This is a genomic window from Streptomyces sp. NPDC002276 (genome assembly GCF_053891435.1).
The window spans coordinates 779,063-802,447 of sequence record NZ_JBSFCQ010000001.1 but is presented as its reverse complement, the minus strand read 5'-3'; the positions used below and the strand labels follow the sequence as shown (position 1 = coordinate 802,447).

21 protein-coding genes are annotated in these 23,385 nt (G+C 71.1%); 19 read left to right on the top strand and 2 right to left on the bottom strand.

Annotation, left to right across the window (positions count from 1 at the left end; all coding sequences use genetic code 11):
* Nucleotides 1-56: 56 nt before the first annotated feature.
* The 13 genes from ACWIHT_RS03745 to solA all read left to right on the top strand — a co-directional run bounded on the left by ACWIHT_RS03745 (nt 57) and on the right by solA (nt 14,103).
* The gene (locus tag ACWIHT_RS03745; RefSeq protein ID WP_456164016.1) at nt 57-605 is read left to right on the top strand and encodes a CGNR zinc finger domain-containing protein; all 549 of its coding nucleotides are present in this window, start codon (nt 57-59) and stop codon (nt 603-605) included.
* A 165-nt stretch (nt 606-770) separates the two neighbouring features.
* Nucleotides 771-1,574 (top strand): N-acyl homoserine lactonase family protein, encoded by an 804-nt coding sequence (locus ACWIHT_RS03740; RefSeq protein ID WP_456164014.1) that lies wholly within the window; start codon nt 771-773, stop codon nt 1,572-1,574.
* 152 nt (nt 1,575-1,726) lie between these two features.
* Nucleotides 1,727-3,382, top strand: a complete 1,656-nt coding sequence (locus tag ACWIHT_RS03735) for an ABC transporter substrate-binding protein (RefSeq protein ID WP_456164012.1) — start codon at nt 1,727-1,729, stop codon at nt 3,380-3,382.
* Nucleotides 3,375-4,286 (top strand): ABC transporter permease, encoded by a 912-nt coding sequence (locus ACWIHT_RS03730; protein ID WP_456164010.1) that lies wholly within the window; start codon nt 3,375-3,377, stop codon nt 4,284-4,286. The genes ACWIHT_RS03735 and ACWIHT_RS03730 overlap by 8 nt, the downstream gene beginning before the upstream one ends.
* Complete coding sequence (locus ACWIHT_RS03725) at nt 4,283-5,353, top strand: ABC transporter permease (RefSeq protein WP_456164009.1); 1,071 nt, start codon at nt 4,283-4,285, stop codon at nt 5,351-5,353. Before ACWIHT_RS03730 ends, ACWIHT_RS03725 begins: the two co-directional genes overlap by 4 nt.
* Before the next feature lie 5 nt (nt 5,354-5,358).
* On the top strand, nt 5,359-6,048 hold the full coding sequence (locus tag ACWIHT_RS03720) for an alpha/beta hydrolase (protein WP_456164007.1): 690 nt from the start codon (nt 5,359-5,361) through the stop codon (nt 6,046-6,048).
* Entirely contained in the window at nt 6,045-7,058 is a 1,014-nt protein-coding gene (locus ACWIHT_RS03715) for an ABC transporter ATP-binding protein (RefSeq protein ID WP_456164005.1), read from the top strand. The genes ACWIHT_RS03720 and ACWIHT_RS03715 overlap by 4 nt, the downstream gene beginning before the upstream one ends.
* Nucleotides 7,055-8,017, top strand: coding sequence for an ABC transporter ATP-binding protein (locus ACWIHT_RS03710; protein ID WP_456164003.1), 963 nt, complete (start codon nt 7,055-7,057; stop codon nt 8,015-8,017). Before ACWIHT_RS03715 ends, ACWIHT_RS03710 begins: the two co-directional genes overlap by 4 nt.
* Nucleotides 8,018-8,036: 19 nt before the next feature.
* Nucleotides 8,037-8,801 (top strand): amidohydrolase family protein, encoded by a 765-nt coding sequence (locus ACWIHT_RS03705; protein ID WP_456164001.1) that lies wholly within the window; start codon nt 8,037-8,039, stop codon nt 8,799-8,801.
* Nucleotides 8,798-9,256: a cytidine deaminase gene (locus ACWIHT_RS03700; RefSeq protein WP_450514400.1), complete on the top strand. Its 459-nt coding sequence runs from the start codon at nt 8,798-8,800 to the stop codon at nt 9,254-9,256. The genes ACWIHT_RS03705 and ACWIHT_RS03700 overlap by 4 nt, the downstream gene beginning before the upstream one ends.
* Nucleotides 9,257-9,323: 67 nt before the next feature.
* Complete coding sequence (locus ACWIHT_RS03695; protein ID WP_201048199.1) at nt 9,324-10,175, top strand: creatininase family protein; 852 nt, start codon at nt 9,324-9,326, stop codon at nt 10,173-10,175.
* An 11-nt stretch (nt 10,176-10,186) separates the two neighbouring features.
* Nucleotides 10,187-11,644 carry an aldehyde dehydrogenase family protein gene (locus ACWIHT_RS03690; RefSeq protein ID WP_456163998.1) on the top strand — a complete coding sequence of 486 codons (1,458 nt, stop codon included), beginning with the start codon at nt 10,187-10,189 and terminating at the stop codon, nt 11,642-11,644.
* Nucleotides 11,641-14,103, top strand: coding sequence for an N-methyl-L-tryptophan oxidase (gene solA / locus ACWIHT_RS03685; RefSeq protein WP_456163996.1), 2,463 nt, complete (start codon nt 11,641-11,643; stop codon nt 14,101-14,103). The genes ACWIHT_RS03690 and solA overlap by 4 nt, the downstream gene beginning before the upstream one ends.
* 20 nt (nt 14,104-14,123) lie before the next feature.
* On the opposite strand, the gene ACWIHT_RS03680 is transcribed toward solA, so the two are convergent.
* Nucleotides 14,124-14,828 carry a GntR family transcriptional regulator gene (locus ACWIHT_RS03680; RefSeq protein WP_456163994.1) on the bottom strand — a complete coding sequence of 235 codons (705 nt, stop codon included), beginning with the start codon at nt 14,826-14,828 and terminating at the stop codon, nt 14,124-14,126.
* A 137-nt stretch (nt 14,829-14,965) separates the two neighbouring features.
* Between ACWIHT_RS03680 and ACWIHT_RS03675 the strand changes: the two genes are divergently transcribed.
* Genes ACWIHT_RS03675 through ACWIHT_RS03650 form a run of 6 tightly spaced genes read left to right on the top strand, consistent with a single transcriptional unit; the run spans nt 14,966 to nt 22,881 of the window.
* A complete protein-coding gene (locus ACWIHT_RS03675; protein ID WP_456163992.1) occupies nt 14,966-15,619 on the top strand; it encodes a cyclase family protein in 654 nt (217 codons plus the stop codon).
* Nucleotides 15,616-17,151, top strand: a complete 1,536-nt coding sequence (locus tag ACWIHT_RS03670) for a gamma-glutamyltransferase (protein WP_456163990.1) — start codon at nt 15,616-15,618, stop codon at nt 17,149-17,151. Before ACWIHT_RS03675 ends, ACWIHT_RS03670 begins: the two co-directional genes overlap by 4 nt.
* Complete coding sequence (locus tag ACWIHT_RS03665; RefSeq protein WP_456163988.1) at nt 17,148-19,094, top strand: primary-amine oxidase; 1,947 nt, start codon at nt 17,148-17,150, stop codon at nt 19,092-19,094. Before ACWIHT_RS03670 ends, ACWIHT_RS03665 begins: the two co-directional genes overlap by 4 nt.
* A gap of 31 nt (nt 19,095-19,125) precedes the next feature.
* Complete coding sequence (locus tag ACWIHT_RS03660) at nt 19,126-20,478, top strand: Rieske 2Fe-2S domain-containing protein (RefSeq protein ID WP_456163986.1); 1,353 nt, start codon at nt 19,126-19,128, stop codon at nt 20,476-20,478.
* A gap of 5 nt (nt 20,479-20,483) precedes the next feature.
* Nucleotides 20,484-21,920 carry a glutamine synthetase family protein gene (locus ACWIHT_RS03655; RefSeq protein ID WP_456163984.1) on the top strand — a complete coding sequence of 479 codons (1,437 nt, stop codon included), beginning with the start codon at nt 20,484-20,486 and terminating at the stop codon, nt 21,918-21,920.
* Nucleotides 21,910-22,881, top strand: a complete 972-nt coding sequence (locus ACWIHT_RS03650; protein ID WP_456163982.1) for a PDR/VanB family oxidoreductase — start codon at nt 21,910-21,912, stop codon at nt 22,879-22,881. The genes ACWIHT_RS03655 and ACWIHT_RS03650 overlap by 11 nt, the downstream gene beginning before the upstream one ends.
* Here ACWIHT_RS03650 and ACWIHT_RS03645 read toward each other — a convergent pair.
* The gene (locus tag ACWIHT_RS03645; RefSeq protein ID WP_456163980.1) at nt 22,878-23,345 is read right to left on the bottom strand and encodes an Lrp/AsnC family transcriptional regulator; all 468 of its coding nucleotides are present in this window, start codon (nt 23,343-23,345) and stop codon (nt 22,878-22,880) included. The genes ACWIHT_RS03650 and ACWIHT_RS03645 overlap by 4 nt on opposite strands.
* Nucleotides 23,346-23,385 lie beyond the last annotated feature (40 nt).

Genomic DNA, 23,385 nt, shown 5'->3' with positions numbered 1-23,385 from the left:
GGCGAGCCCCTCAACTGGCACCACTTAAACCGGTTCCAGGGGAGTAGGGTGGGCGCGTGCCATCGACTCCGCGCTTCCGCCAGGGCGCCGGGCGCCTCTGCCTGGACTTCGTCCGCACCCTGCGCCACCGTGGTTCGCCCGACGTGGTGGAGGAACTCCCCGACGCCGAGGCCTTGTCGGCCTGGGTACGGCAGTGCGGCCCCTGCGCGACAGAAGGGAACGCCGACGCGGCTCGGGCACGCGACCTGCGCGAGGCGGTCTACGTCCTGATCACCGCGGCCCGGTCCGGCCGGATGCCCGACGCGCACTCGCTCGCCCTGGTCAACGAAGCCGCCGCACACCCCGTCCCGGTACCGCGCCTGGACCGCGCCGGGCGGCTCGACTGGCTGGCCGAGGACCCCGTCCCGGCCACCCTCGCCCTCGTCGCCCGTGACGCCCTGGACCTCGCGACCTCCCCGTCGCTCACCCGCCTCCGCGACTGCGCGGGCCCGACCTGCGGCGCCCTGTTCCTCGACACCTCACGCCCCGGGAACCGCCGTTGGTGCTCCATGGGCACCTGCGGAAACCGCGCCAAGAAGGAGACCCTGCGCGGCAGGACGGCCTGACCGGCACGGCGGAGAGAACTTGTTCACCTCTCCGCAACCGCCTTTGGGATCCACATACTTAAAGTGTGGATCCCTACCCTCACCCCCAAGACCCGATCCCCCGAACATAGCCCCTGGCACTCCGAACGGATCGCCCATGCGCTTCCCGCCCCACCCCCGCACCTCATGACACGCCACGGCGTACGCAGGATCGTGCCCCTGCTGCTGGGCTGGGAGGAACTCCCCAAGTCCGTCTCCGTGCACGGCGCCCCCTACGAGGAACGCCTGCGTGAACCCGTACCGGCGGTCCTCCTGGAGTGCGACGGCGGCTGGCTGTTGCTCGACACGGGCTTCAACACGGCCCTCATCCGGGACCCGGCCCTGCGCCGCCGCTTCTACGGCTCCCCCAACTACCGGCCGATCCTGCCGGGTCCGGGCGAGCCTCTGGAGGAGGCCCTCGACGCGGCCGGTATCGCGATGGACGCGATCCACGCGGTGGCCGTCAGTCATCTGCACGCCGATCACGCGGGCGGGCTCAAGCACTTCGCGGGCCGGGTGCCGGTGCACGTCCAGCGCGAGGAGCTGGCCTACGGCCTGTCCGGGCAGCCGGAGGTCGAGCGCCACTCGATCTTCCGCGTCGACTTCGACGACCCGCGCATCGACTGGCGACAGGCCGAGGGCGACATGGAGATCGCCCCAGGTGTGACCGCCGTACTGACCGCCGGGCACACCCCCGGACATCAGAGCTTCGTCGTCGACCTGGCGGACGGCGGCGGTTTCGTGTTCGCCTTCGACGCCGCCGACCTCACCGAGAACATCGAGCACGAGCGTCCGATCGGCGCCACGATCGGTGTCGACCCGGAGCGCACGGTGGAGCCCATCCGCCGACTCAAGCGCATCGCCGCCGAACGCGGCTACGAACTCGTCCCGGGTCATGACCCCGTGGTCTGGCCCGAGTTGATCCGCCGCCTGGGCACGCCGGGCGCGTAGCCGGTACTGGCCGGATCGCGCCCACAGCCCGGTTCACACGCCTTTTACACCCGGGACACGAGAGGGACTCTGTGGCCCGTGAACATGTTATTGGATCCAATCTTGACACTTTGAGATCCATTATCCGAGGATCGGTGCCCAAGGAGGCCCACATGCCGGACCAGTCAGCTGGATCGTCCTCACCCGGCTCCACCCCGTCGACGGCGTCGCGCCGCACCATGCTCCGGGGCGCGGGACTCCTCGGAGTGGGCGTCGGCTTCGGGCTTCCCGCCCTGCTCAGCGCCTGCGGTGCCGCGGCCGACGACGCGAAGGGGAGCAGCAAGGGCGGCACGCTGACGCTCGCCATCGACGCGACGAGCGCGGTCAACGACCCGTCGTTCTACACCTCGTTGGGCGACTGGATGGCAGTCGACTGCATCTGCCGGGGCCTGACCTTCATCTCCTTCGAGACCAACGAGCCCACGCCCGACCTGGCCAAGAGCTGGACGATCTCCGACGACCAGCTCACGTACACCTTCGCGCTGCGCGAGGGCGTCAAGTTCCACGACGGCACCACGCTGACCTCGGCGGACGTACTGGCAAGCCTGGGGCGGCAGTTCAATGAGAAGGACCCGACCCTGCCCAAGGGCGCCACGCGTCCGCTGTCCGACCTCGGCGCGAACGTCGCCTCGCTGACCGCTCCGGACGACCTGACCGTCAAGATGGTCCTCAAGAAGCCGGACCGTACGGCCCTTGGCCAGTTGTCCGACATCGGTGGCCGCATCATCTCGAAGGCCGCGCTGAAGAAGTACGGCGCGGACATCGGCAAACACCTCGTCGGCACCGGCCCGTTCGCCTTCTCCGCGGCCACCTCCGGCCAGTCCATCACCCTCACGGCCTTCGACGACTTCCGCCTCGGCAGACCCCCTGTCGACCGGCTGGTGCTGCGCCAGGTCCAGGACCCGTCGACGATCGTCAGTTCGCTGCTCAGCGGTGACATCTCGGCCACCCAGTTCACCCCGTACTCCGCCGCCGCGCAGCTCCGCAAGGACGACTCGGTGACGGTCTACAAGACGCCGTACAACGCCAACGCGATCCTGATGATCGACGCCCGCCGGGTCCCCGAGCTCAAGGTCCGCCAGGCCATCAACCTCGCCATCGACCGCAAGTCCATCCTCGACCAGGCCTTCTACGGCGTCGGCGCGCTGCCCGGGGGCTACGCGATCCCGCCCGCGCAGAGCGACTACGACACCAGCCTCGCCGACCTCAGCACGCAGGACACGGCGAAGGCGAAGCAGCTCGTCGCCGAGGCCGGTGCCGGTGGCCGGCGCATCCGGCTCATGGCGGCCAGCGACTCCTGGCACCCCAAGGCCGCGCAGATCGTCGCCCAGAACCTCACCGACGTCGGCTTCAAGGTGGTCACCACCTCCGTCGACCCGGCCACCTACTTCACCCGGCTCCTCGACGGCAAGGACGACTACCACGACCTGATGATCTGGGAGCGCAACACCTACGTCCCGGACGCCAACGACATGGTCGGCGCCATGGCCAGCCCCACCGGTCTCTACGGCGCGACCATCACCGGCATGGACACGCTCAAGGACGCCGCCTCGCTCCAGGCGGAGCTGGACACGGCCAAGAACCTGCCCCTCGGTGCGCAGCGCACGGCCGCCTACACGAAGATCCAACGCCGTTGGGCCGAGGACTACATGGTCCTGTCGATGCTCGCCTGCTTCGCCAACCTGGTGGTGAGCGGCTCGCACGTGAAGCACATGAACACGGCGGCGCTGGCCAACCACCGGTGTTACATGGAGAAGGCCAGTGTCTGACACCACGACGGCTCCACCACCCGTGGCGACCGTACGGCCCCCTTCGTCGCCCTTCACCGGGCGGAGCGTCCTCGCCGTATGGCGTCGGCGCCGGTTGGCGCGGTCCTGGCCGGCCGTGCTGTCGTGGCTGGTGCTGATCGTCCTGGTCCTGGTGGCCGTCGTGGGACCGCTGCTCGTCCAGGCGGACCCGTTGCGTCAGACGTCCTCGGCGCTGCTGCCCATGGGCAAGTCCGGCCATCTGTTCGGCACGGACGACCTGGGCCGGGACGAACTGGCCCGACTGGTGCACGGCGCACGGCCGTTGCTGCTCGTGGCGTTCGCGGCGACGGCGCTCGCGGCCGTCGTGGGAACCGGCATCGGACTGGTCGCCGGGTACGCGGGCGGTGTGGTCGAGCAGGTCCTGATGCGGATCGTGGACCTCGCCCTCGCGTTCCCCTCCATCCTGCTCGTCATCCTCCTCGTGGCGGCCGCGGGACCCGGCACGGTCAGTCTCGTCTTCGGCATCGGGGTGTCCCTCGCGCCCGGTCTGGCCCGGCTGGCCCGCGCCCTGACCGCGCGCGAGGCGGCCCATGACTACGTCGTCGCAGCCAAGTTGGGCGGCACCCGCACCTCGCGCATCCTGGCCCGCGAACTCCTCCCGAACATCGCCGGACCGATGCTCGCCCAGGTCGTCATGACACTGTCGATCGCGGCGGGCTTCGCCGCCGGCCTGTCCTATCTCGGCCTCGGCATCCAACCCCCGCAGCCCGACTGGGGCTACATGGTCCAGGCGGGCCAGGAGTTCCTCTACACGGCACCCCGACTGGTCGTCCTGCCCGCGACGTTCACGCTGCTGTTCGTCGTCGCCTGCAACTTCGTGGGCGACGACCTGCGCGACGCGCTCGACGTGAAGGGGCCCGCGTGACCACCGCACTGCTCCCCCTCCGCAGGCCCAAGTGGGCAGCGGCACCAACCCTGTTGGTCCTACGACGGCTTGCGGTCATCCCCGTCGTGCTGTTCGCGCTGGCCAGCCTGGTGTTCCTCGCGATGCGGCTGCTGCCCGGCTCACCGGCGACCTCGCTCGCGGCCGGCGGCAACAACCTCTCCGCCACCGAACTCGCCGCCAACGAGGCGCGCGTCAACAAGGCCCTCGGTCTCGACCGACCGCTCATCGCCCAATACGGCACCTTCCTCAACGACTTGGTGCACCTGCGGCTCGGCACCTCGTTCTACGGCTCCAACAGCGTCCTGGGTCTCCTCGGCGACGCGCTCCCCGCCACGATCGAGCTGACGCTGGCGGCGATGACGATCGCGGTGTTGCTCGGTGTCGTCACCGGGGTCATCGCCGCGCTGCGCAAAGGGAGTTGGATCGACCACTCGACCCGCGCCGTCGCCACGGTCAGCTTCTCCCTGCCGTGGTTCGCGCTCGGTGTGCTCGGCATCGTCGTGTTCGGCGTGTGGCTGCGCTGGCTCCCGGTCCTGGGTCGGCTGCCCAGCTCGCTCGACTACAACCCGACCACCAACTTCGTTCTCCTGGACGCGATCCTCCAGAACCGCCCCGAGCTGGTGTGGCCCTGGATCCAGCATCTGATCCTGCCCGCGGTCACGTTGGCGCTGTCGATGGCCGGGTTCATCACCCGCATCGTGCGCGCCTCGGTGCTGGAGGTCCTCGACGACGACTTCGTCAGGACCGCGCGGATGAAGGGCCTCAGCGAGGGTGTGGTGATCCGCCACCACGTGCTGCGCAACTCGTGGCTGCCCATCGTGACCGTCCTGGGGCTCCAGTTCGGGTCGCTGCTGGGCGGTTCGGTGATCACCGAGACGGTCTTCTCGTACGCCGGTGTCGGCCGCCTGCTCGTGCAGGGCGTCCTGCAACGCGACTACCCCGTCGTGCAGGGCGCCGCCCTCGCCATCGCGCTCCTCTTCACCCTGGTCAACCACGCGGTGGACCTGCTGTACACGGTCCTCGATCCGCGGCTACGGAAAGGATGACCCGCATGGACATCGTGCTCGTCCACGGTGCCGGCGGACGGCCGACGACCTGGTCGGCCGTCCAGCCCCTGCTGACCGCCCGCGGTCACCGCCTGTTCACCGTCACCAACCCGATGACCTCGCTGGAGGACGACGTCGCCAACACGGCGGCCGTACTGGCGGAGACGACGGGTCCGGTGCTGCTCGCCGGGCACTCCTACGGCGGCGCGGTCATCAGCAACGTCGGGCGCGATCCGCGGGTCAAGGGGCTTGTCTACATAGCCGCGTTCGGGCCGGACGAGGGCGAGACGGTCAACGGGATCGTCGAGCGGTACGAGGAGGCCGAGATTTCCAAGTACATGCGGCGCGGCCCGAACGGCGAGTGGAAGTCCGAGACGAGCGAGGAGTTTTGGGCGGAGATAGGCCCCGACCTCTCCCCCGAGCAGCGGGCCGTGGTCGAGGCGGAGGGCCGCAAGGCGGAGAACCTCATCTTCACCCAGCCGACGGGCGCACCGGCCTGGCGGACCCTGCCCAGTTGGTACCTGGTCGCCGACGACGACCGCACCCTGCGCCCGGAGATCCAGAACGACATGGCGGCCCGCATGAAGGCCACCGTCGAGCACGTACCGGGCAGCCACTACACGACCTTGGTGTGGCCGGAGCGCGTCGCCGACCTGATCCACACGGCGGCCGTGGCCGTGGGCGAGGGTTCATGACGTCCGCGCCCGTGCTCGAAGTCCGGGACCTGCGCGTCCAGTTCGACGTTCCGGCGGGCCGACTGCCCGCCGTGGACGGCGTGGACCTCACCCTCCGCCAGGGCGAAGTCCTCGCCCTGGTCGGCGAGTCGGGGTCCGGGAAGTCCGCCCTGTCGATGAGCCTGGTCGGCCTCAACCGCGGCCCGCGCACCCACATCAGCGGCGAGGCGGTCTTCAAGGGGCGTGACCTGGTCGCCGCGTCTGAGCGGGAGTTGCGCGGGGTGCGCGGCAAGGACATCTCGGTCGTCTTCCAGGACGCGCTGGCCGCGCTCAACCCGCTGCACCGCGCGGGCGCCCAGGTCTCCGAGATGATCCGCGCCCACCGCGATGTGACGAGAAGTCAGGCGGCCGCCCGGGCAGTCGAGTTGCTCGGCGAGGTCGGCATCGCGGGCCCGGACCGCACGGCACGCGCCTACCCGCACCAACTCTCCGGGGGCATGCGCCAACGCGTGATGATCGCGATGGGCCTGGCCAACGACCCGGCGGTACTGATCGCCGACGAGCCCACCACGGCACTCGACGTCACGATCCAGGCCCAGGTACTGGCCGTCCTCAAACGCGTCCAGCGCGACCACGGCACCTCCGTCCTGCTGATCACCCATGACCTGGGCGTCGTGGCCGAGGTCGCGGACCGGGTGGCGGTGATGTACGCGGGCCGGATCGTGGAGCAGGGCCTGCGCGAGGAGGTGCTGTTCCACCCCCAACACCCCTACACGATGGGCCTGTTGGGCTCCGTCCCGCCCATCGACGGTCCTGTCGTACGACGTCTGCCGACCATCGCGGGCAGCCCGCTCACCGGGGTCGACCGGCCGTCCGGCTGCGCGTTCGCGCCCCGCTGCCCCTTCGTCCACGACGCGTGTTCCGAGCGGCCGGTGTTGCGGCAGCGGCACGGTGACGACGGGCACCTCGACGCCTGCGTGCTGCCCTCCCCCGCCCGTGCCACGGCCCGCTCCCAGGGAGGCCTCGCATGACCGCCGCGCTGATCCAGGCCCGCGAACTGCGGGTCGAGTATCCGGGCCGGGCGGGCGGCCGGGTCAGGGCGCTGCGGGACGTCGACCTCGACATCCTCCAGGGTGAGACCCTCGGTCTGGTCGGCGAGTCGGGCTGCGGAAAGTCCACGCTCGGCCGGGCCCTGTTGCGGGTGATCGAACCCGCCTCGGGCCGCATCGAGTTCGACGGAACAGACCTCACCCGGCTGCGTGGGAGCCAACTTCGCCGTACGCGGGCCGAGTTGCAGATGGTCTTCCAGGACCCGTTCGGCTCGCTGAATCCGCGCCGCAGGATCGCCGACATCGTCGCCGAACCACTGTTGCGGGCACGCGGCGCCACTCGCGCGGAGGCCGCGAAGGCGGTGGCCGAACTGCTCGACCTCGTCGGGCTCGGCGCGGAGGCCGGCGCGCGCAGGCCGCACGAGTTCTCCGGGGGCCAGCGCCAACGCATCGGCATCGCAAGGGCGTTGGCCTCGTCACCGCAGTTCGTGGTGGCCGACGAGGCGGTCTCGGCGCTGGACGTGTCGATCCAGGCCCAGGTGTTGAACCTGCTGTCGGACCTGGTCCGCGACCGAGGCCTGACGATGCTGTTCATCTCGCACGATCTCGGCGTCGTCCGACACATCGCCGACCGCATCGCGGTCATGTACCTCGGCCAGATCATCGAGGTCGCCTCCCGAGACGCCTTCTTCGCCGCACCCGCACACCCCTACAGCCGAGCGCTGTTGTCCTCAGTTCCGGTGCTACGTCCCGGGGAGAGACGTGAACAAGAGGTACTGGAGGGCGAGTTGCCCGATCCGGCGAATCCGCCCGAGGGCTGTCTGTTCCGCACCCGGTGCCCGATCGCCACGGAGGAGTGCCGAACCAGCGCGCCCGAGCTGCGCGAGATCACGCCGGGCCGCAGTGTGCGGTGCCACTTTCCCTTGGTCACCAGCGAATAGCCAGTAAGGACGAACCGCCTTGATCATCGACGCGTACAACACCACCCAGGACGTCCGCGGCCGTTCCGACTACCTCACCGGCGCCCGCAAGGGCCAGGCCCCGCCGCCGTACAAACCCTTCGAGCCGCGCCGCATTCTCGACCGGATGGACGCGGCCGGGGTGGACATGGCGATGGTGTGCTCGCTCGCGCAGCGCATCGAGAACGACTTCATCGCCTCGCTGGTGGCCACGTATCCGGACCGGTTCTTCGGCTTCGGGCAGGTGATGCCGCAGGCCGACGACGCACTCGACGAGATCGACCGGATGGCCGACGCGGGGCTGGTCGGGCTGAAGCTGCACCCGAGCCTGCACGGCTACCACGTCGCCGACCACGGCCTCCTGGACCCGGTTTTCGAAGCGTGCGAGCGGCGCGGACTGCTCGTCCTCATCAATGCTCTCGACGACGCGTTCTGCGCGCCGCTGGCCATCGAGGAGATCGCCCGGGACCATCCCCAAGTGCCGACGATCATCGCCCACATGGGGGCTGTGTGGAACGTGCCGGAGGCGATCATCGTGGCCGAGCGGCAGCCGCATGTGTATCTGGAGACTTCGGCGACGCTGATGAGCGACGTGAAGCGCGCCTACGCGCGGCTCGGGCCGGAGAAGATCCTGATGGGCAGCGAGTGGCCCGGCTCCGACTTCGACCTGGAGCGCATGAAGATCGCCAAGGCGGTCGAGGACGAGAAGGACCGGGCGCTGGTCGAAGGCGGCAACATGGCCCGGCTGTTGGGGCTGACGGTATGAGTGCCGTGAACGTGCGGCCGGTGGCCGTACCGCCGTCGATGCACGAGGACGACGTCGAACTCCTCGCCACCGCACAGCACTTGCTGGCCCGGGTGTGGCAGTCGGGCCGGCACGAGGTCGCGACCGCGCTGCGCACGGCGGACGGCCGGGTGCACACCGGGGTCCATGTGGAGGGTTCCTGCCGGCGGAGTTCGATCTGTGCCGAGGGGGTGGCCATGGGCACCGCCCGGGGCGCCCTGCCCGCCGGGGCGGAGTTGAGCATCACCTCGGTGGTGTCGGTGCAGATCAAACCGGCGGGCTGGTTCCGGATCATCGCGCCGTGCGGGGTGTGCCGCGAGCTGATCAGCGACTACTGCCCGGACGCCACCGTGTGGGTCACCACGGTCGACGGGGACGAGCCCGTCCCGCTGCGCGCCCTGGATCTGCTGCCCGAGAAGAGCCGACGCCGATGGTGAGCACCGCAGATCCCGAGAAGAGTCCACGCCGATGACGAACGCCATCGGTCCCGAGGAGAGGAGAGCCATGTCGTCCGTCTTCGTCACCGGTCCGTCCGGTCGGACCGTCCCCACCGGGCTCGATGTCCCCGAACTCGCCGCGCAGTTGGGCGGATCCGGGACACCTGTGCTGTGGGAGGAGCTGACCTGGCCGGAGGCCGAGTCCACGGCCGCCGCCCAGGACGCCGTCATCATCCCGGTGGGCGCCACCGAGCAACACGGTCCTCATCTCCCCCTCGCCGTGGACACCCGGATCTGTGAGGCGGTCGCCCTCGGCGTCTCCGCCCTGACCGGCGTGCCCGTCGTACCGCCGCTGAGCTTCGGCGTGTCGGCGTCCCACGGCGACTTCGCGGGGACGGTGGCGCTGCGGCCGGAGACGATGATCGCCGTCGTCGAGGACGTCATCGACTCGCTCTACGCCTCCGGAGTACGGCAGTTCGTGCTGCTGAACGGGCACATCTGGAACAACGGCGCGCTCGACGTGTCGGCCGAGAAGCTGAGGGTACGTCACCGAGACGCGCGGGTACGGGCGTTGGGGTACGTGACCATGTACCCGGGGCCCGAAGTCGACGGACACGTCACGTACGGGCGGGCGTTGATGCACGCCAACTTCTTCGAGACGTCCGTGATGCTGCATCTCGCGCCGGAGCTGGTGCGGATGGAGCGGGCCACCTCCCACGTCGACGTCGACTCGTTCTGGGACTACCGCATGGACCAGGTCAGCGAGACCGGGGTGTGGGGCCGGGACGTGGCCGACGCGAACCCCAAGCACGGTGAGGCGGAGTTCGACCGCTGCGTCCTGACCACAGCCCGGGCGGTGTCCACGGCGGTCCGTGAGCCGTGGCCCGACCCCACTCACCGTCCCGGACGCCAGGCGTGAAGGAGAACACCGTGGACCCCAGCATCGTGATCCCCCGGCTGCCGGACCGCGAGCCCATGCTCATCGGCGGCGAGTGGACCACCGGCACCGCGACGGAGCGGATACCGGTGCTCGACCCGGCCACCCGGGAGCAGCTCACCACGGTCGCCCAGGCGGGCCCGGCCGAGGTGTCGGCGGCGGTCGAGGCCGCCAACGCGGCGCACCGGGACCGCCGTTGGCGCGGACTGCCGCCCCGGCAGCGCCGTGACGTCCTGCTGCGTCTCGCCGATCTGGTGGAGCGCGACGCCGAGCAACTGGCGGTGCTGGACACCCTGGACAACGGCAAGGCCATCGAACGCGCCCGTGGCGATGTGGAGTTGGGACTCCAGGCCATCCGCCACTTCGCGGGCACGCCGACCCGGCTGGAGGGCACCGTGCACGCGGCCGCCCCCGACCGGCACGTGTACAGCGTCCGTGAACCGGTGGGCGTGGTGGCCGCCGTACTGCCGTGGAACTTCCCCTTCATGATCGCCGCGTGGAAGCTCGCGCCCGCCCTGGCCGCCGGTTGCACGGTCGTCGTCAAACCGGCCGAGCAGACCCCGCTCACCGCACTGCGGCTGGCCGCGCTCTGCCTGGAGGCGGGCGTACCCGAGGGCGTCGTCAACGTCCTTACCGGTGACGGCCGTACGGGTGCGGAACTGGTCGCCCATCCCGGCGTCGCCAAGGTGTCCTTCACCGGGTCGACGGAGGTCGGGCGGCACATCATGGCCGCGGCGGCGCCGTCGTTGAAGCGGCTCACGCTCGAACTCGGCGGCAAGTCACCCAACATCGTCTTCGCCGACGCGGATCTAGACGCGGCCGTACCGAACGCCGTGCGCGCGGTGTTCGGACACTCCGGGCAGATGTGCACGGCGGGCAGCAGACTGCTGGTGGAGCGCACGCTCGTCAAGGAGTTCCTGGACCGGCTGGTGCCGGCCGTGGAGGCGCTGCGGATCGGCCCGGGTCTGACGGGCGGCATCAACATCGGTCCGCTGGTGTCGCAGGAGCAGTACGACCGCGTCACCGGTTACGTCGAACTGGGCCGCTCCGAGGGCGCTTTGGTGGCCGTGGGCGGTGAACCGCTGCCCGGTCCTGGCTGGTTCGTGCCGCCGACGGTGTTCACCGAGGTGACCCCCGACATGCGGATCGCCCGGGAGGAGATCTTCGGCCCGGTCGCCACCATCCTGCCCTTCGACAGCGAGGAGGAGGCGATCGCACTGGCCAACGACAGCGAGTACGGGCTCGCCGCCGGGGTGTGGACCGGCAGCCTGGCCCGCGCCCACCGCACCGCCGCCGCGCTGGAGGCGGGGACCGTGTGGGTCAACACGTACAACGAGTTCGACCCCGCCGTGGCCTTCGGCGGGATGAAGCAGTCCGGCCTCGGCAGGGACCTCGGCGACGCCGCCGTCGACGGGTTCACCGAGCTCAAGAGCGTGACGATCGCCCTGTGAGCGCGCCCGTCACGGCCGGTACGGCCACTTCGCCCCCGAGTCCCCCGCCCCCGCCCACCCTGAACGTCGCGGCCGAACGCGCCCGCACCCCGGGCTCGTTCACCGGTCACCACTTCAACTCGGCCGGTGCGGCCCTGCTCGCCAACGGCACCGTCGAGGCGGTCATCGACCACCTCCGCGCGGAGAGCCTGTCCGGCGGCTACGAGGCCGCGAAGCACGCGGCCCCCGCACTGGAGGCCGTCTACGCGCGTACCGCCGCACTCCTCGGCGCCCGGCTGGAGGAAGTCGCCCTCGTCGAGAGCGCGACGGCCGGCTGGCAGCGTGCCGTGTCGGCACTTCGACTGCGCCCCGGCGACCGGGTGTTGGCGGCACGCTCCAGTTACGTCAGCAGCGCGCTGCACCTGCTGTCGGTCGAACGCGATCACGGTGTCCAGGTCGAGCTGCTGCCCAACGGCCCTGACGGGGCAGTGGACTTGGAGGCCCTGGAGGCGGCACTGCGGGCCGGGCCCGCGGCTCTGGTGACGGCCGCGCATGTCCCGACGTCCTCGGGGCTGGTCGAACCCGCCGCCGCGATCGGTGCGTTGGCGGGTGCCCACGGTGTGCCGTTCCTGCTGGACGCGACCCAGTCCCTCGGTCAGTTGCCGGTGGACATGGGTGCCATCGGCTGCGACCTGCTCATCGGCACCGGCCGCAAGTTCCTGCGCGGCCCGCGCGGCACCGGCCTGCTCGCGGTCCGGCGCCCGCTCCTGGACCGGCTCGCCCCGGAGGCTCCCGATGTCCGAGGCGCCGTATGGACCGCTGAACGCAGCTGGGAACTGGTCCCGGACGCCAAACGCTTCGAACTCTGGGAAGCCGCGCACGCCTTGCGCCTCGGCCTCGGGGCAGCGCTGGCCGACCTCGCCGCCCTCGGCGTGGACACCGTCGCCCGACACCTGGCAGCCGTCGCCGCCTCGCTGCGCGAACGCCTCTCCGCGCTGCCGGGCGTCCAGGTCACCGACCCGCCGGCCGCGGGCGGCGCGATCGTCACCTTCGTGGTCGAGGGACTGGACGCCTCGGACGTCCAACGCCAACTCGCCTACCGTCACGTCCACTTGATCGCCGTACCGGCGGGACACGGCCGCTGGGACATGGACCACCGGGGCCTGACCAAGGTGGTCAGGGCGTCCGTCCACGTCTACAACGACGAGCACGATCTGGACGCCCTGGTGGAGGCGGTACGCGAGATCGTGCGCCTGAACGGGCGGAGTGCGGCGTCACCCACAGTGCGGCGGGACGCGGGGGTGGAAGCTGAGGCTCGCATCGAGCCCGCAACGCCCACGGCCCCCGAGCCCACCCCGCACACCACCCGCCCCAACTCCCGCCGCCACGACGCGATCGTGGTCGGTCTCGGCGTCCACGGCAGCGCCACCCTGCGTCATCTGGCCGCACGCGGACTCGACGTCCTGGGGCTCGAACAGTACGGCCTGGGCCATGACTTGGGCTCCTCGCACGGTGCGACCCGGATGATCCGCCGGGCCTACCCCCACCCCGACTGGGACGCCCTGGTCGACACCGCCTACCGAGCCTGGACGGAGTTGGAAGGCGCCTCGAAGGCCCAACTCCTCGACATAACAGGCGGGTTGTACGCGGCGCCGAGCGACCGCCCGGACCCCTTGCGCGGCCCGGGCTGCCGAGAGGTCGACGCCAAGGAGGCGGCTCGGATCTTCCCGGGGCTGCGACTGCCCGCCGGATTCTCCGCGGTGCACGACCCTCGGGCCGGGATCATCGACGCACAGGAGACACTCCGCGCCCAACTGGCCCTGGCCGAACGGTCCGGAGCGCGCGTCGAGGACAACTCCCCCGTCCTCGGCTGGGAAGTGGACGGCGACGAGGTCGTGGTCCGCACCGGTGAGGCCGTCCTGCGCACCCGCCGCCTGGTGCTGTGCACCGGTCCTTGGACCGCAGCTCAAGTCCCCGTCCTCGCCCCGCATCTGACGGTCACTCGGATCGTCAACGCCTACTTCGCCGCCGACCCGACGGGCCCGCTCGGCCCCTCCGGCCTGGGCAGTTTCTCCGTCGATCTGCCGCAGGGCCTGCTGTACGGGTTTCCCGCGACCGACGGCCGCGGTCTCAAGGCGGGACTGGACAGCGGCCCGACCTGGGACCCGTGGGCCCCTCGTCCCCGAGCCACCGCCGAGGAACTCGCCCTGCTCAGCGAGGCGGTGGCACAGGTCCTGCCCGGTGCCGGGCCGGTGACGGAGAGCCTGACCTGCCTGTACACCATGACCGCCGACCGGCGCTTCGTGGTCGGCGAACTACCCGGCGTACCTCAGGTGTTGCTGGGCTCGGCGTGTTCGGGCCACGGGTTCAAGTTCGGACCGGCGATCGGTGAGGCGCTGGCCGACCTCGTGTGCGGGATCGCCCGCCCGGACCTGGACTTCCTGTCGCCTACCCGACTCCTCCCTGGCGGAACCTCGTGAGGCCGCGCCACCGGACCCGCTCAGCCGTGGAACACCGTCTGGGACCGGCGCTCGTACCAGGCCGTCAGATGCTCCCCGGAACTGATGACGTGCTCGCGCATCAACGCATCCGCGCGGTCGGCGTCATGCGCGGCCAACGCCTCGATCACGGCCTCGTGTTCACGGATGTTGAGCTGCCGATGGCGCTCGTCACCCGCGAGGGCGAGCGAGGAGACGTTGCGCGGGAAGCTCTCGTTGATCCGGTCGATCATCCGGGTCAGCCAGGGGTTGTCGGCCGCTTCACAGATCACCGTGTGGAAGCAGTCGTTGGCCGCCGTGGTCGCGGCGCTGCCGCCCCCCGTCCCCTCGCCGGCGGCCCGCGCCACCGCCTCGTACAGGACCGCGTTGTGCTCGCGCAGTGCGGCGAGCCCGCGTTCCGTGATGCGGGAGGCGGCGCGCCGGGCGGCCATGCCTTCCAGTTCGGCGCGCACCTCGTACGCCTGGCGCACCTCCCAGGGCGCGGGCACCCGGACCACCGCGCCGCGGTTCGGCTGCATCTCGATCAGTCCGCCGTTCTGGAGCTGTCGCAGCGCCTCGCGCACCGGTGTGCGGCTGACCCCGAACTCGGTGGCCAGCGCCGCCTGGCGCAGCGGTTTGCCGATCGCCAGCTCGCCGTTCATGATCCGCGCGCGGATTCGGGCCGCGATGTCGTCGACGAGGGGTTCGTCGTCTGTCTGGGGAGTCATGGGAGTCGGTCAAACCCTTCTCGGGGGCGGTCGGGGGGTGCGCGGTGGTGGAGCAGTTTCCCACGCGGCCCGGGGCGTCCACAGCCACACACTTTTGGATCCACTTCCATGATATCCGCATCCAATAGGAGGGCCGCATGAATCTGGACTTCGCCAAGGCGATCGACGTGTCCGTTCCCATCCACCCCGGCATGCTCCACTGGGGCCGCCGCCCCGAGGTGGAGATCGTCGAGTCCCGCACCGCGGGCGATCCCTCCAATGTGAGCCGCTGGCGCATCGGCGCCCACACCGGCACCCACATCGACGCTCCGGCCCACTTCATCGACGGCGGCAGGACGGTCGACCGACTCGACCTGTCCGCCCTCAACGGCACCGCCCGCGTCCTCGATCTGACCCACGTCAAAGAGCAGATCACCGCCGCCGATCTCGACGCGGCCAGCCTCGGCACCGAGGAACGCGTGCTGCTGCGCACCAGCAACTCCGAAGGCGTGCTGCGCAGCCCGTGGAAGGCCCGGCAGTGGGTCGGACTGGCCCCGGACGGCGCGGAACGGCTCATCGAGGCCGGTGTACGCACCGCGGGCATCGACTACCTGAGCATCGAGGCGGTCGCCTACACCTCCCACTGGGAGACCCACCAACTCCTGTGCTCGGCCGAGGTGTTGATCCTGGAGGTGGTAGATCTGCTGCACACTCCGGCCGGGGTCTACGACATGATCTCCCTCCCGCTGCCCTTGCAGGGCGCCGAGGCGGCTCCCTCCCGAACCGTGCTGTTCCCGAGGGACGAAGCGTGACAAGCGAGCTGATCCTCGCCGCACCGCACCCGGCGGCGCTGACGGCTGCCCGGCGTGCGGCCGAGCGGGGCGGCAACGCCGTGGACGCGGCGCTGGCGGCGGCCGCCGCTCTCACCGTCGTCTATCCCCACCAGTGTTCCCTGGGCGGCGACTTGATCGCCCTCGTCCACGCTCCCGGCGGCTCGGTGCGCGCGGTGGTCTCGGCGGGGGCCGCCGCACAGGCCGTGGACGTCGACGCGTTGCGCGCGGCCGACGAGCGGATGCCCGCGCAGGGCCCGCAAACAGTGACCGTGCCCGGTGTGGTGGCGGGCTGGGCCGCGCTCGCCGAGGCCCATGGCACGCCCGGTGCCCTGTCCGCCGCGCTGCGGGATGCCTCCGATCTGGCCGAGGACGGGGCCACCGTCTCGGCGGGTCTGGCCCGTGCCGTCCGCGAGCGGGCCCCGCGGATCGCCGCGGACCCCGGGCTCACCGCGCTGCTGACCGGCCCCGAGGGCGCACCCCTCGTCGAGGGCGACCCGCTCCCCCAGCCCCGGCTGGCCGCCGTCCTGCGCACGCTCGCCGACGATCCGTCGTCCTTCTACCGGGGCGCGGTCGCCGAGGCACTGGTGAACGGCCTGCGTGGGGCCGGGAGTTCACTCACCGCGAGCGACTTCGCGGCACATCAGGCCGCGAGCGCCGAGCCGTTGACGCTGGACGTGGCCGGTACGCGGTGGTGGACCGCGCCGCCGCCGAGTCAGGGGGCGAGCCTGCTGGCCGTACTGGAGACCGCGGCTTCCGTGGCGAAGCTGCCCGAGCCGGAGCGTACCGGTGTGTTGGCCGCCCGCTGCCAAGACGCCTCGGCGGCAAGGGACTTGCTGCTCGGCGATCCGCTCGGCCCCGCGCCCGTGGATCTGGACGGACTGCTGCGTCCGGCTCCGCTCGCCGGTGCGGAGCCTCCCGAGCCGTCCTTCCGGCCCGCCGGGGACACCGTCGCGATCACCGCCGTGGACGCGTCCGGGCTGGCCGTCTCGCTGATCCAGAGCGTGTACCAGACCTTCGGTTCCGGCATCTGCGATCCGGGGACGGGCATCGTGCTGCACAACCGGGGCTCGGCGTTCAGCCTGCTCCCCGGCCATCCGGCCCTCGTCGGACCCGGCCTGCGTCCCCCGCACACCCTTTGTCCCGTGCTCGGCCGGTCCGCCGACGTACTGCTCGCGGCGGGCTGTCAGGGTGGGCGGGCGCAGCCGCAGATCCTCGCCCAGACCGTCCCCGATCTGATGGACCCGGCCGCCGATCCGGCCGCCGTACTGGACCGCCCGCGCTGGGTGATCGGTGCCCGCGACATCGGCCACGAGACACAGACGCTGCTGGCCGAGCCCGGGTCCGTTCCCGCCGGCGGCTTCCCGTCGGTGATTCCGGTCGTCGTGGCGGCGGGCCGCACCGATCTGGCCGGTCACACCCAGGCCGTACGACTGTCCGCCGGCGGTCGGCTGGACGGCGCCTCCGATCCCCGCGCCGATGGTGGCATCACCTTGGAAGGAAGTTCCCTGTGAGCACTCTCGCCCCCGAACCCGTACCGGCCGACGCACCGCATCCGCTGGACCCCCTCACCGTCACCGAACTCGCCACGGCCGTAGGAGTGTTGAGGGCCGACACCCGGGTCCCCGAAGACGCGCGGTTCTGGGGTGTGGCGCTGGACGAGGACCACGCCCGTCGCGCCGCCCACGGGGACACCCGGCGGGCCCGCGCGGTGGTGTTCTCGACCTCCGCACGCCACGCATTCGAGGTCGATCTCGAACTCGGCGACAAGCCGCAGACCACCGCCTGGCGGGAGTTGGACGTCCGCAGTCCGGGCTGTTCCTCGGAGGAGGCCCGGCAGGCCGCTGCCGCCTGCCGTGCCGACCCGGGTTTCCGGGAGGCGCTCGCGTTGCGCGGCATCCACGACGTGTCGCTGGTGATGGTGGACCCGGAGTCGATCGGCGGGTTCGAGCCGCCGGAGTACGCGGGCCGCCGGCTGACCTGGGGCAGCGTCTGGCATCGCACCGACGAGGACGACAACGGTTACGCCCGCCCGGTGCAGGGGGTCGTGCCGATCATCGACATGGAGACCATGGAGATCCTGCACATCGAGGACCACGGGGTGATCCCGCTGTCGGAGGAGTCCGGCGTGTTCGCCGCCGGGACGGTGGCCGAGCGTCCCGGGCTGAAGCCGCTGGAGGTCGTCCAGCCGGAGGGTCCGAGCTTCACCGTCACCGGGCAGCGGATCGACTGGCAGGGATGGTCGGTCCGGGTCGGCTTCAGCCATCGTGAGGGGCTGGTGCTGCACGATCTCGCCTTCGCCGCCGCGGGGAAGGCCCCTCGCCAGGTGATCCGGCGTGCGGCCGTCAACGAGATGTACGTCCCCTACTTCGACACCGCGTCCACCCAGTACCGCAAGAACTTCTTCGACTGGGGCGAGTACGGCGCGGGCCCGCTCACCAACTCCCTTGCCCTGGGCTGCGATTGCCTCGGTGTCATCCAGTACTTCGACGCGGCGGTGCTCGGCGGCGACGGCGTGCCCCGGCTCATCCCCAACGCCGTGTGTGTGCACGAGGAGGACGACGGCATCCTCTGGAAGCACCACGACGGCCGCACGGGCCGTACGGAGGTGCGCCGTTCGCGACGGCTGATCATCTCGGCGTTCGCGACCGTCGCCAACTACGACTACGGCTTCTACTGGTCGCTGTACCAGGACGGTTCGGTGATGCTGGAGATCAAGATGACCGGCATCCTCTCCGCGACCGGTGTCGAGGAGGACGAGGCGACACCGTACGCGCGCCGGGTCGCGCCGAACGTCGCCGTCACCAACCACCAGCACTTCTTCAGCGTCCGCCTCGACATGGCGGTGGACGGCGACCCCAACCGGCTGGTCGAGGTCACCGCCGAGCACGAGCCCGACCCGGTCCTCGACCCGTACGGCAACGCCGCCCGGACCGTGCTGCGGCCGATCCTCAGCGAGTCGGAGGGCGCCCGGCGCACCGACCCCTCGCGCGCGCTGCACTGGCGGGTGGAGAGCACCGAGTCCCGCAACCGGATGGGTGAACCGACCGCGTACCGCGTGCACTTGGAGAACACGGCGGTGCTTCCGGTGCGCGAGGACAGTGTGTGTGCCCGTCGAGCGCCTTTCGTGGGGCGGCAGTTGTGGGCGACGGCCTACGACGCGCAGCGGCGGTTCGTCGGCGGCGAGTATCCGAACCAGGCCGAGCCCGGCGCGGACGGTGTCCACAAGTGGCAGGAGGAGAACCGGTCGTTGGACGGTACGGACCTCGTGCTGTGGGCGACCGTCGGCTCGCACCACTTCCCGCGTCCCGAGGAGTGGCCGGTGATGCCGGTCGCCAAGGCGCGGCTGCGCCTGGAGCCCGACGGCTTCTTCGACCGCAACCCGGCCCTCGACGTACCGGCCCCCGTCTCCTGCCACACGCCGAGCCCGACAGCCGCCGACCACTGCTGCGGCTGACCGGCGCCACCCCTCCCCCGAAAGGCGTCCCATGCGCGAGGAAGAGAACACCCGGCTCACCCGGACCAGGCCCGGCACCCCGGCCGGTGAGTGGATGCGCCGCTACTGGCAGCCGATCGCCCTGAGTGAGGAACTCGCGGGCGTACGACCGCTGGTGGCGCCCAGGGTGATGGGCCAGGACCTGGTCCTGTTCCGTGACGAGGACGGCGAACTCGGTCTCGTCGACCGGGGCTGCCCGCACCGGGGCGCCGACCTGGCGCTCGGCCGCCTGGAGGACGGCGGACTGCGCTGCTGCTTCCACGGCTGGCTGTTCGCCCGTGACGGCTCGTGCCTCGACACACCGGCCGAGCCCGTCGACAGCCCGCTCAAGTCCCGTGTCCGGCTGGGCAGTTATCCAGTCCGCGAGATCAACGGCATCGTCTGGGGCTACCTCGGCCCCGGCGAACCACCCCAACTCCCCGCCCTGGACTGCTTCCAGGCACCCGCCGACCACGCCTTCGCCTGGAAGGGCCTGCTGGAGTGCAACTGGCTCCAGGCCCTGGAGGTCGGCATCGACCCCGCCCACGCCTCCTACCTCCACCGCTTCTTCCAGGACGAGGACCCCGCCGACAGCTACGGCAAACAGTTCCGCGCCGCCTCCCAGGGCACCGACCTCCCGATGACGAAGATCCTGCGCGAGTACGGCCGCCCCGACATCGACGCCGCCCGCACCCCGTACGGCATCCGCATCACCGCCCGGCGCACGCTCGACGGAACGGACACGCGGGGCCTGCCGATGGACGGCAGCCGTACCCATGTCCGCATCACCCACCAGGTGTTCCCGCACGCCTTCCACATCCCGCTGGACGCGGAGACGGCGATCACCCAGTGGCATGTGCCGATCGACGACAACTCCAGTTACTGGTATGCCCTGTTCACCAGTGTCGGCGGCCCGGTGGACCAGGCGGAGATGCGTAGGCAGCGGGTCGGCGCGGTCACCCTGCCCGACTACCGGCCGCGCTTCGGCCGCGAGAACGGCTACGGCTACGACCCGGTGGAGCAGCGGACGACGACGTACACCGGGCTCGGCTTCGACATCAACGTGCACGACCAGTGGGCGGTGGAGGGGCAGGGGTCCGTGCAGGACCGCACGCGTGAGCATCTGGGCCGCTCCGACAAGGCCATCGTGATGTTTCGGCGCATGCTCGGCGAGGCCATCGGCGCGGTCGAGCGCGGGGAGGACCCGCCGCTGGTGCTGCCGGCCGAGGAGGCGGGGCGGTTGCACGGGCCGGTCGCCCTGGACGGGATCGGGCCGACCGAGGGCTGGCAGGAGCACTGGACGGCCGTCACCGACAAGCAGCGCGCCGACAGCAGTTGGGCGCGACCGCTGGGAACGGACGGCTGAGCCGCGTGGGATTCATCGAACGGCACGGCCTGTGGAACCCCGAACAGGCCGCCGCAGCACGGGAGATACTCGGCCGCGCCGAGAGCGGCGGGATGACGGTGGTCCGGCTGGTCTTCGCCGACCAGCACGGTCTGCTGCGCGGCAAGACCGTCACCGTGGGCGAACTGCCCAACGTGCTGCGCGACGGTACGGGCATCGCCTCGTCCCTGCTCGCCAAGGACACCTCGGGGCGGACCGTCTTCCCCCTGTTCACCAAGGAGACACCGCTCGGGCTGCCCGAACTGCGCGGCGCCGCCGACATGGTGATGGTCCCCGACCCGTCGACCTTCCGGATGCTGCCGTGGTCGCCGGGCACCGGCTGGCTGCTGTGCGACCTGCGCTTCACCTCCGGCACGCCGGTCCCGCTGTGCACGCGCGGTCTGCTGCGCTCGGTCCTCGACCAGGCCGACGGACTGACCTACCGCACCGGCCTGGAGGTGGAGTTCCACCTCTTCCGGCTCGACGATCCGCGCCTGGGGCCCGGCGACCAGGGCCAGCCCGGAGCCGCGCCCGAGGTCGGGATGCTGAACCACGGCTACCAGTACCTCAGCGAGCTGCGCTACGACGAACTCGACCCCATCCTCGACGTCCTACGCGCGAACATCGAGGGCCTGGGGCTGCCGTTGCGCAGCCTGGAGGTCGAATTCGGGCCGAGCCAGGTCGAGTTGACCCTCCAGCCCGCCGACGGTCTGGGCACGGCCGACGCGATGGTCCTGCTGCGCAGCACGGTCAAGCAGGTCGCCGCCCGCCACGGCCACCACGCCACCTTCATGTGCCGCCCCCATCTGCCCGGCGTGTTCTCCAGCGGCTGGCATCTGCACCAGAGCATGCTGCGGGACGGCGTGGGGGTCTTCGCGCCGGAGGACGGCGAACTCACCGCGTCCGGGCCGCCGTTGTCGCCGTACGGGACCGCCTTTCTCGGCGGGCTGCTGCGGCACGCGCGGGCCACGAGCGCGTTCTCGACGCCAACTCTCAATGGTTTCAAGCGCTTTCGCTCCCTGTCGCTGGCGCCGGACCGTGCGGTGTGGGGGCGGGACAATCGCGGGGCGATGGTGCGGGTGCTGGGTGACGGGCCCTCCTCCACCCGGCTGGAGAACCGGATCGGTGAACCGGCCGCCAACCCCTACCTCTACCTCGCCTCCCAACTCGCCGCCGGACTGGAGGGCGTGGCGGGCGGACTGGAACCGGGACCGGCCGCCGACGAACCGTACGCGGCCCGCGCCGAACCGCTTCCCCGCTCGCTGGCCGAGGCCCTGGACGCCCTGGAGTCCGACCGCATGCTCGCCGACCGGCTCGGCAAGGACTTCGTGGCGTACTACACGAGCATCAAACGCGCCGAGATCGACCGCTTCAGCCAAGAGGTGACCGACTGGGAACAGCGGGAGTACTTCCGTGTCTTCTGACCTCGACTCCCCTCGTACGACGACGCAACGGCTCCTGGTCCGGCAGGTCCGCTGGGTCGCCCGCGATGTGGTGGAGCTGCGGCTGACGCGGGCCACAGGCGGCGCCCTGCCGACGTGGGAGCCGGGAGCGCATGTGGAGTTGACTCTTCCCTCGGGGCTGCGGCGGGCCTACTCGCTGTGCGGGGAGGTGACGGACGCGGAGGCATGGACGGTCGCCGTGCACCTCGCGCCCGAGGGGCGGGGCGGTTCCCGGGAGATCCATGAAACCGCCCTGGTGGGGCGGGAGTTGGAGGTGCGCGGGCCGGTCAACCGCTTCCCGCTGGTGCCCGCGGAGGGCTATCTGCTGCTGGCCGGCGGCATCGGCGTCACACCGCTCCTACCGATGGCCCGTGAGCTCACCGAGCGCGGCCTGCCGTGGCGGTTGGTCCTCGGTGCCCGCGACCGGTCCCGGCTCGTGTACGCCGAGGAGTTGGTGGAGCTGGGCGGCGACCGGGTGCTGCTCCTGCCGCAGGACGAGGCGGGTCCCCCGGACCTGGCCACCGAACTCGCCGCCGCCCCGCCCGCGCACGCCGTCTACGCCTGTGGTCCGCAGCCGATGCTCGACGCGGTGACGGCGCTGTGCCGGACACCGGGCTCCACCCGGGTCCTTCACCTGGAGCGCTTCGCCGCCGCCGACCAACCCGGCACGGCCGACGGGGAGTTCGAGGTAGTGCTGAGCCGCTCGGGGCTGCGGTTGACCGTGCCCGCCGACCGTTCCGTGCTGGACGTCGTACGGGAGAAGCTCCCGGACGTTCCCTACTCCTGCGAGGAGGGCTACTGCGGCAGTTGCGAGACGGCGGTCGTGGCCGGGCTCCCGGACCACCGCGACTCGGTGATCGAGCCGTCCGAACGCACCGCCGCCACCACGATGATGATCTGCGTGAGCCGCTGCGACTCGCCGGTGCTGGAGCTGGACCTCTAAGTGCCGCCCTGCGCCAGGCGGTTGAGGAGGGACCGGGGTCGGTAGGGGATGACCTCGGCCAGTGAGATGGCGGTGCTGGTGCGGTCGACTCCGTCGATGGCGAGGATCGCCTTCGTGATGCGGTGCAGGTCCGCGGTGTCCCTGGCGACGACCTGGGCGAGGAGGTCGGCGTCGCCGGTGGTGTAGTGCACCTCGATGACTTCGGGGAGGTCGAGCAGGCCTGCGTGGACGCTCTCGGGTTCGGCCTGGCTCACCGCGAGCGACATGAACGCGACCAGGCCGTAGCCGAGGGCGGCGGGGTCGACGCGGCGGCTGAAGGGTTTGAGGGCACCCTCGGCCGCCATTCTCCGCAGCCGGGCGTGCACGGTGTTGCGGGCCACGCCGAGGGTCTGCGCCAGGGCCAGGATCGTGGCGTCCGGGTCGTCGTCCAGGGCCAGGACGATCCTGGCGTCCAAGGTGTCCATCGGTGTCATGGTGCGCATTCTGACACCTGAATCACATCTC

Coding starts and splice junctions, on each gene's coding strand:
- ACWIHT_RS03700 (WP_450514400.1), top strand. CDS start 8,798: ATGAGTGCCGTGAACGTGCGGCCGGTGGCCGTACCGCCGTCGATGCAC.
- ACWIHT_RS03740 (WP_456164014.1), top strand. CDS start 771: ATGACACGCCACGGCGTACGCAGGATCGTGCCCCTGCTGCTGGGCTGG.
- ACWIHT_RS03710 (WP_456164003.1), top strand. CDS start 7,055: ATGACCGCCGCGCTGATCCAGGCCCGCGAACTGCGGGTCGAGTATCCG.
- ACWIHT_RS03660 (WP_456163986.1), top strand. CDS start 19,126: ATGCGCGAGGAAGAGAACACCCGGCTCACCCGGACCAGGCCCGGCACC.
- ACWIHT_RS03675 (WP_456163992.1), top strand. CDS start 14,966: ATGAATCTGGACTTCGCCAAGGCGATCGACGTGTCCGTTCCCATCCAC.
- ACWIHT_RS03735 (WP_456164012.1), top strand. CDS start 1,727: ATGCCGGACCAGTCAGCTGGATCGTCCTCACCCGGCTCCACCCCGTCG.
- ACWIHT_RS03715 (WP_456164005.1), top strand. CDS start 6,045: ATGACGTCCGCGCCCGTGCTCGAAGTCCGGGACCTGCGCGTCCAGTTC.
- ACWIHT_RS03680 (WP_456163994.1), bottom strand. CDS start 14,828: ATGACTCCCCAGACAGACGACGAACCCCTCGTCGACGACATCGCGGCC.
- ACWIHT_RS03645 (WP_456163980.1), bottom strand. CDS start 23,345: ATGGACACCTTGGACGCCAGGATCGTCCTGGCCCTGGACGACGACCCG.
- ACWIHT_RS03695 (WP_201048199.1), top strand. CDS start 9,324: ATGTCGTCCGTCTTCGTCACCGGTCCGTCCGGTCGGACCGTCCCCACC.
- ACWIHT_RS03720 (WP_456164007.1), top strand. CDS start 5,359: ATGGACATCGTGCTCGTCCACGGTGCCGGCGGACGGCCGACGACCTGG.